Source organism: Bradyrhizobium altum (genome assembly GCF_020889705.1).
Classification (GTDB): domain Bacteria; phylum Pseudomonadota; class Alphaproteobacteria; order Rhizobiales; family Xanthobacteraceae; genus Bradyrhizobium; species Bradyrhizobium altum.
Genome location: NZ_JACMYP010000388.1, coordinates 1 through 6,002 on the forward strand (window position 1 = coordinate 1; position 6,002 = coordinate 6,002).

General features: G+C 60.4%; 8 protein-coding genes. 3 read left to right on the top strand and 5 right to left on the bottom strand.

Annotated elements, in window-relative coordinates; all coding sequences use genetic code 11:
* Positions 1 to 239: 239 nt before the first annotated feature.
* The 3 genes from H8B02_RS44370 to H8B02_RS44380 form a co-directional block, all read right to left on the bottom strand.
* Positions 240 to 407, bottom strand: a complete 168-nt coding sequence (locus H8B02_RS44370; RefSeq protein ID WP_229172074.1) for a hypothetical protein — start codon at positions 405 to 407, stop codon at positions 240 to 242.
* A gap of 183 nt (positions 408 to 590) precedes the next feature.
* Positions 591 to 803 (bottom strand): ATP-binding protein, encoded by a 213-nt coding sequence (locus H8B02_RS44375; RefSeq protein ID WP_376711787.1) that lies wholly within the window; start codon positions 801 to 803, stop codon positions 591 to 593.
* 1,027 nt (positions 804 to 1,830) lie between these two features.
* Positions 1,831 to 2,892 (bottom strand): ABC transporter substrate-binding protein, encoded by a 1,062-nt coding sequence (locus tag H8B02_RS44380; RefSeq protein ID WP_229172075.1) that lies wholly within the window; start codon positions 2,890 to 2,892, stop codon positions 1,831 to 1,833.
* Between the two features lie 45 nt (positions 2,893 to 2,937).
* Between H8B02_RS44380 and H8B02_RS44385 the strand changes: the two genes are divergently transcribed.
* Positions 2,938 to 3,129, top strand: a complete 192-nt coding sequence (locus H8B02_RS44385) for a hypothetical protein (protein ID WP_229172076.1) — start codon at positions 2,938 to 2,940, stop codon at positions 3,127 to 3,129.
* A 159-nt stretch (positions 3,130 to 3,288) separates the two neighbouring features.
* Here the strand turns inward: H8B02_RS44385 and H8B02_RS44390 are convergent, their stop codons facing one another.
* A complete protein-coding gene (locus H8B02_RS44390) occupies positions 3,289 to 3,480 on the bottom strand; it encodes a hypothetical protein (RefSeq protein WP_229172077.1) in 192 nt (63 codons plus the stop codon).
* Between H8B02_RS44390 and H8B02_RS44395 the strand changes: the two genes are divergently transcribed.
* Positions 3,479 to 3,700 carry a hypothetical protein gene (locus tag H8B02_RS44395; protein ID WP_229172078.1) on the top strand — a complete coding sequence of 74 codons (222 nt, stop codon included), beginning with the start codon at positions 3,479 to 3,481 and terminating at the stop codon, positions 3,698 to 3,700. The genes H8B02_RS44390 and H8B02_RS44395 overlap by 2 nt on opposite strands.
* A 40-nt stretch (positions 3,701 to 3,740) precedes the next feature.
* Here H8B02_RS44395 and H8B02_RS44400 read toward each other — a convergent pair whose 3' ends face one another.
* Positions 3,741 to 4,622: a CmcJ/NvfI family oxidoreductase gene (locus H8B02_RS44400; RefSeq protein ID WP_229172079.1), complete on the bottom strand. Its 882-nt coding sequence runs from the start codon at positions 4,620 to 4,622 to the stop codon at positions 3,741 to 3,743.
* Between the two features lie 618 nt (positions 4,623 to 5,240).
* Between H8B02_RS44400 and H8B02_RS44405 the strand changes: the two genes are divergently transcribed.
* The gene (locus tag H8B02_RS44405; protein ID WP_229172080.1) at positions 5,241 to 5,570 is read left to right on the top strand and encodes a 3-keto-5-aminohexanoate cleavage protein; all 330 of its coding nucleotides are present in this window, start codon (positions 5,241 to 5,243) and stop codon (positions 5,568 to 5,570) included.
* Positions 5,571 to 6,002 lie beyond the last annotated feature (432 nt).

Below are 6,002 nucleotides of genomic sequence, written 5' to 3' on the forward strand. Positions count from 1 at the left end.
CTACTGGCCCCGGGCAAACCTAACTCAACTCCCGCGAACAAGGATTGCATTGGACCTAAGAATGCACGCGACGAGCTTCTAAGCTTGTCGGTGCTCCCTCACTGCGACTCTGCGGGCTGATGAAAGTTGCGACATGCCCCCTGGCGACGGGCGATCACACTTGCCGCGAGCTCCTTGCGTGGACCGGCCAAGTCTTGCGCTACTCAGGATGGTGGGGCATGCTTCGCTTTTGCCCCACTCTACGAAGCCGTCTCGTAATCCGGCCCCTTGCGATCAAGTACCCGCTTCAGCGCATTGAAATGACGCTGCGCTGCAGTCAGACCGTTGTAGCATTGGCCGTCGCGGAAATCGCGCTTGGTCTTCTCGACTACTGCGGCGGCAGCTGCTTCAGTGGCTGGTGGGTCCACATCGCGTAGATCTGCACCTGCGCGGCGCGCTCGATGTAATAGAGCCTGCCATAGGGATCCGCGATGGCCTCGCTGACGCCGAATGGTTGGTGCTGCTGCTGCGTATTTCGCCAAAACGGGACAGTGGTTTCGCTAAGTCGCAGACAGTGCTGCTGTGGCGGCTTTTCGGTTGCCTGATTGAAGTCAGGTGGGATTGGTTTCGCTGTCTTCGGCGCTGGTCAAGGGGGACGCGGCTCCTTTCTTCCGTATGCTGTCGCCCTCGAGGGCGATGCGGTGCGCATTGTGGATGATCCGGTCGAGGAGGGCGTCGGCCATGGTGGGATCTCCGATCATGTCATGCCATTGGGCACTTCGCAGAGACGCAGCCCGGAGCACTGTGTGCACTGCGCAAAGCACTGAGTGGACATGCTTGCGCGCGCGCCGAGGGCGCTGCGCATGGCCTACCTTCAATGCCGAGCGTCAAACGCATCATGCGCGTTTGCGCGCGGAGCAACCAGGTAATCGCCTTCGTCGACGTTCGCGAGGTCGCGGCAGCCGTCCGCTTTCTAGCAAGCTCTTGCGTTTCGATGGCGTGTGTGTCCTCATCGATCTTGGTTGAAGTGCCGAGGCTGTGACCGTCGCCGGGCCAGCTACTTCAACCACTTCGACTGTTCGGGCTTCAGACCACCATTCTACTTGCCATCGCAAGTGGGGTGCTCCGTCGGCTCGATCGACCAGATCGTATTGCGCAGCACCTAGCGCGGCAGGCTGACGGTGCTGCAATGGCCTTCAGTTTGCACATCGCCGCCGCATTGACCAAGGATCCTAAAGGAACAGGCCGAGACACGTGCTGTTCGAGCTCTCATCATCGCACGCTGCGAGCGGCGCTCGATGCTGTCGCAGTTCGATTCTCTGGCGGTCATCTCGCGGTGTTGCCGCCCGGTTCCTTCCGACGACTACCGGCGCACAGCGGATATCGAATGATGAACCGCGCAAAACTGGCATCCCGATCGGCGCGGTCGGCGGCCATCCTCACGTCGCCGACCGCGCCGTCGGTCCTTCTCTGCATGTAGGAATAGTAGCCCATGTTCGCGAACTGGTGCTGGCTGGTCGCCGGCGAAGGTTGCTAGCGATGGACGGGTACCCACGGCATTTTGAGCAGTCCTCGCCGTTGACGCCTGGTGCACGGGGCTCAGGTGAATCTTTGAAAACGCTGTTCGTCACCGAACGGGATCAGGCCGACGTCGCCCGAAGACGTGAGCTGACCCGCAGCGGCTGATCTTCATCGACGAGACCGGGGGCCAAAACCAACATGATGCGGTTGCGGCCGCGAGGATCGACGCGATCAGCAACAGCAACACTGCCCCACACATCAGCCGGTGCACGTAGATCGTGCCTTCGAGGCGGCGAGGAGAGCGGAAGCTCTCCTCGCCATTCCTTGTTCTTACTTCGCCAACCAGGCAGTAAAGCGCTGACGCAGCACGTCGCCATGGTCAGCCCAGAAGGCGGCATCTCTCGATATGTTATTGCCTGCACTGTCGGGCGCCGGAAGATGGGGCCGTATCGCCGGATCAACAAGTGCCATGGCGTCCTTGTTAGCGGGAGCATAGGCGAAGTACTGTGTCAGGTGAGCCTGCGCCTTGGGCGATCCGGCGAAGGCGAGGAACTTGTCGGCGGCGTCCTTATGCGGTGTTCCCTTCGGAACGCCCCAATAGGCCAGCTCCAACACTTGGGCATCCCACATGATCTCGAAGTGCTTGCCGGAGTCCTTGACGGCGTCGTAGATGCGGGCGTTCGTCGAGCGGACCATGGCAACTTCGCCATCAGCCAGAAGCTGCGGTGCTTGAGCGTTGGATGTGAACCAGATAACGTCCTTTTTGATCGTGTCGAGCTTCTTGAAGGCGCGGTTGACGCCCTGGGGCGTGGCGAGAACCTTGTACACATCCTTGGCGGCGACGCCGTCGGCGACCAGCGCCCACTCGAGATTATAGTATGGATCCTTCCTCAATCCGCGCTTGCCGGGGAATTTCCGCGTGTCGAAAACATCGGCAATAGTCTTCGGGCCATTCGGCAGCTTATCCTTGTCGTAGGCGACGATCGTACTACCGATGACAGACGGCACCCCGCAGTCCGACGTGTCACCGCCTATGAACTTGGTCCGGTCGAGGCCCAGCTTTTTCCAGTCGACCGTCTCAAGGAGGCCTTCGGCGCATAGCTGCAAATACACGTCGGCGGCGAAGTCTACTACGTCCCAACTCACGGTGTTGCTCTCGACCATGGCGCGGATCTTAGCGGACTGACTAGTATACTCGTCTTCGCTGATCTTGACCCCGGTCAACTTCGAGAAAGGCTCAAACATGCCCTTGCGCAGGGCCGTTTGCCAGGACCCGCCAAAGGAGGTGATCGTCAGCTGATCGTCCGCAAAGGCGGGTTTCGCCGGCGCAAACGTACCCGCTGCCAAGCTGATTACGGCCAGGCCGCTGGCAATCCTTAATAGCCCTCTCATCGTCTGCTCTCTCCCCTGCTATGCCACTCCAGGATGGAGGCGGCGTTGTCGAAGGCACACCTTGCTCGCGGCGTAGCCTCGGTCTTCGTGATGGCGCGCGAGCGCCCGACCATCCTCCATTTTTCAGCCGACAGTGATCGCCGCGCCAGGTCCGAGCTGCACCACGCCGACCACGAAATCATCATGGCCGCACAGCGAGACACGGGTGCGTACATGATCACCGAGGTAGATCGGTAACCCGCGCGCTGAGGACCTTGGGCAGCGCGCCTGGCGCCGGGTTCAGCTATGCGCGCTCCGGCCGCAGCGACAGCAGCGGCCAGCCGACCGCCTCGACATTGATCGCCGGCGCCTGCACATTGCCCGCGCCCGCAACCGCCACCTTGCAGGTCGTGCCGTTCATCGCCACGACCTTGCCTTGCCGCGCAGGTGATTGTTCTCGCCGACGAAGGCGTTCTGCGGCCGCTCGTACCGCTCGACGGGCGCGGCGAGCTGCTGGATGACCCCGTCATCTAACGCCGCTATGCGGTCCGACATGGAGAACGCCTCTTTCTGATCATGCGTCACATGGGGTGACGCCGAGATGCTCATGGATATGCTCGATCTCAAGCTCACGCCGCTGCTTGTCCCGCTCGCCAAGCGGCTCGTCCATCAGCACGAGCTTTGGATCAAAGGCGAGGACGCGGGCAAGCGAGACGAGCTGCTGCCCACCGGGCCGGCGCTTACCATACGCACCGAGCCGGACCACGCCGAACGTCCGCTTGATCCTGGTCGTTTGACGACCGCGTCTCGCGTCTGCAAGCTCCTGTGAACTTGGGCGTGATCCAAGCCGCACAAGTAATCTCGACGGCTCACTCGTAGTACACGTAGAATCGAGTCTCGATACTCTCGCGGGGCTTTGCATCGGGGTAGGCCCCGCGATTATCGAACGCCGAATGGGCTGACCATCGATGGTAATGCATATCGGAGTCATACCCCTTGAACAGGTAGAGCTCGTCCGGCACCAAGTCAGGGACATAGTACCAGCGCTGAGAAGGACTGTAGTGAAGACCCCAGGACCTATGCGTGACACCGTAACCTCGGAAGCACATGTCCAGAAGATCAGTTTCTGAAAGGGAGGAGCCATCGCAGAACGCCAGGGGAAGATCCTGCGGGGGCGGTGAAATAGCACGCCAAGTTTGAATGAGTATCAATCGAGAATACGACCGAATCTCAATGCCCTGCAGTTGACTGTCGTGCGCGGCAATCATGGGCCCGGCAACCGGTGCGTAATCAATATGGGCGTACCCAGCCCCATGCCCTCTTACAGTATATTTGGTCACCTGCCGCTCCGCAGGACGATCAAAGGATTTCCCGCCGATAGAACGAATCGTGAAGCCGCCAAGGTCCATGGGCGTAACCCACGACGCCTTGAAATAGTCTTTGACGAACGGAACCATTTCCTCCAGATACTTCCTGCGAAGGATCTCTGGATTACGCTCATTGAGACAGGACATCTTATGTTTGACGAGGGCAAAACCTTCCCTGTCGAGTGATAGCTCGTTCACGATCGGACGTGCGTTGCGAATAGTGACTTCGTGGTCGACCATGGGATAGTCGTATTCACGCGGCGAGATCCGTGTCGGAGCGTTCTCGTCCGGTGCGCGTCGAGCAAAACCAATTTTGCCATGCACGCACTCCAGCTGACCACGGTCTACTAGCACTGTCGAAAAGGGACGCGTCGAACTTCCCATGGCTGCTCTTCCCCGCGTTTATCGGATAGCAACTTGAAGATAAGGAGTGTCGGCGCCCAAAGCGCTCAAATACCGGCGCGCTCTCGCAGCAATTCTGCAAAATGTGGGGCCTCTTAACAGTTTCGGCCTGAAGGGGCCGGACATACTCGATACCCGTGCGGCGACAAGCGGACTCAGATAGCTCCCTTGGCAACCTCCGCCAGGATCTGCCTGTCCGGGATGAGATCGGCGACCGCATTGCACTACCGCGCGTTCCCATCAAGTACTTCAATCGCCTCGCATGTTCGAGCTTCAGACCCAATACTCGTTGGGTCCCAAAGGAAGCAGCTCTGCTCCGTCCGTGCGATCAACCGCAGAGTATCCCTCAGCGCCATCTCCGCAAGCTGACGGAGGTGCAATTGGTCTTCAGTTTGTATATGGCCGAACGCGTCGAGCGTCCTGTCGTGACTTGAACCCTTGCCCGACGGCTCCCTGAATTCCACCGCCCCTCGCGCACGAATTAGTCTCCATCCGCACAACTGAGGAAAACAGGCAGTCGAACCGATACACTGGGTCGAACTTGTCAAAGCTTGCGCGCGGCTCGCGGTCGAGTAACCGCCACTTATAGAAAGCAATTCCATGTCCCTGGCGAGCCCGCTTGAACATAAAGACCGTGATCATAGTCCCGGCAACATCACCAGGCCCGCACGGACGCCGCATCTGCCGATCAGGCCCGAGCAGATCGCGAACGAATGCCCCGGCGCATGCGAGGCTGGTGCCGCACAGCTGCAAATTCACATGCGCACCCCGCTCAGCGACCGGCCCCTGATGGACGTGAAGCCTATCGCGACGTCGTCGACCGCGTTCGCCAGCACGACCGCGAGCTCGCGAGCGAAAAACGAGGCGCCCGGACCGGCCCGCAGATCGGCCGATGCCCGCAACCTGATCTTCTCCATTGACGGGGCATAGGGAGACGCGGCCATCGTTCAAGGCTTCATCAGGTTCTGCGTGCCGGCCGAGACTGCATTTTCGCCGTGGAACCTGAAGGACGGGCGGATCGCCGCGGCGGGACAAAGTTCTGCGATTATCGACGGCATCAGGCCAAGCGAATCATTGCTTTCCCTCCAACCATGGCACGGGCCGGTGCACGCCGTGCGCTCGAGGCTTAAGTACCCGATGCTGCTCGTAGTGCGGACAGTGCGCGCAGCACCCGGTTCAGCTTCGAGCGAACGATCTACTACGGTGGCCGTAGCGCCAACTCCGAGTGCCATCGTCGCGGCATGCGTGCCCAAGAATGACTCCTTCCGCCGGAGGCCGACCGGAACACCGCCGAGCAGTACGCCCCGACCGCCTCCAGCCTTCTCGACCTAATGCGCACCTACCCGAGGAGCGAGCTGCCCA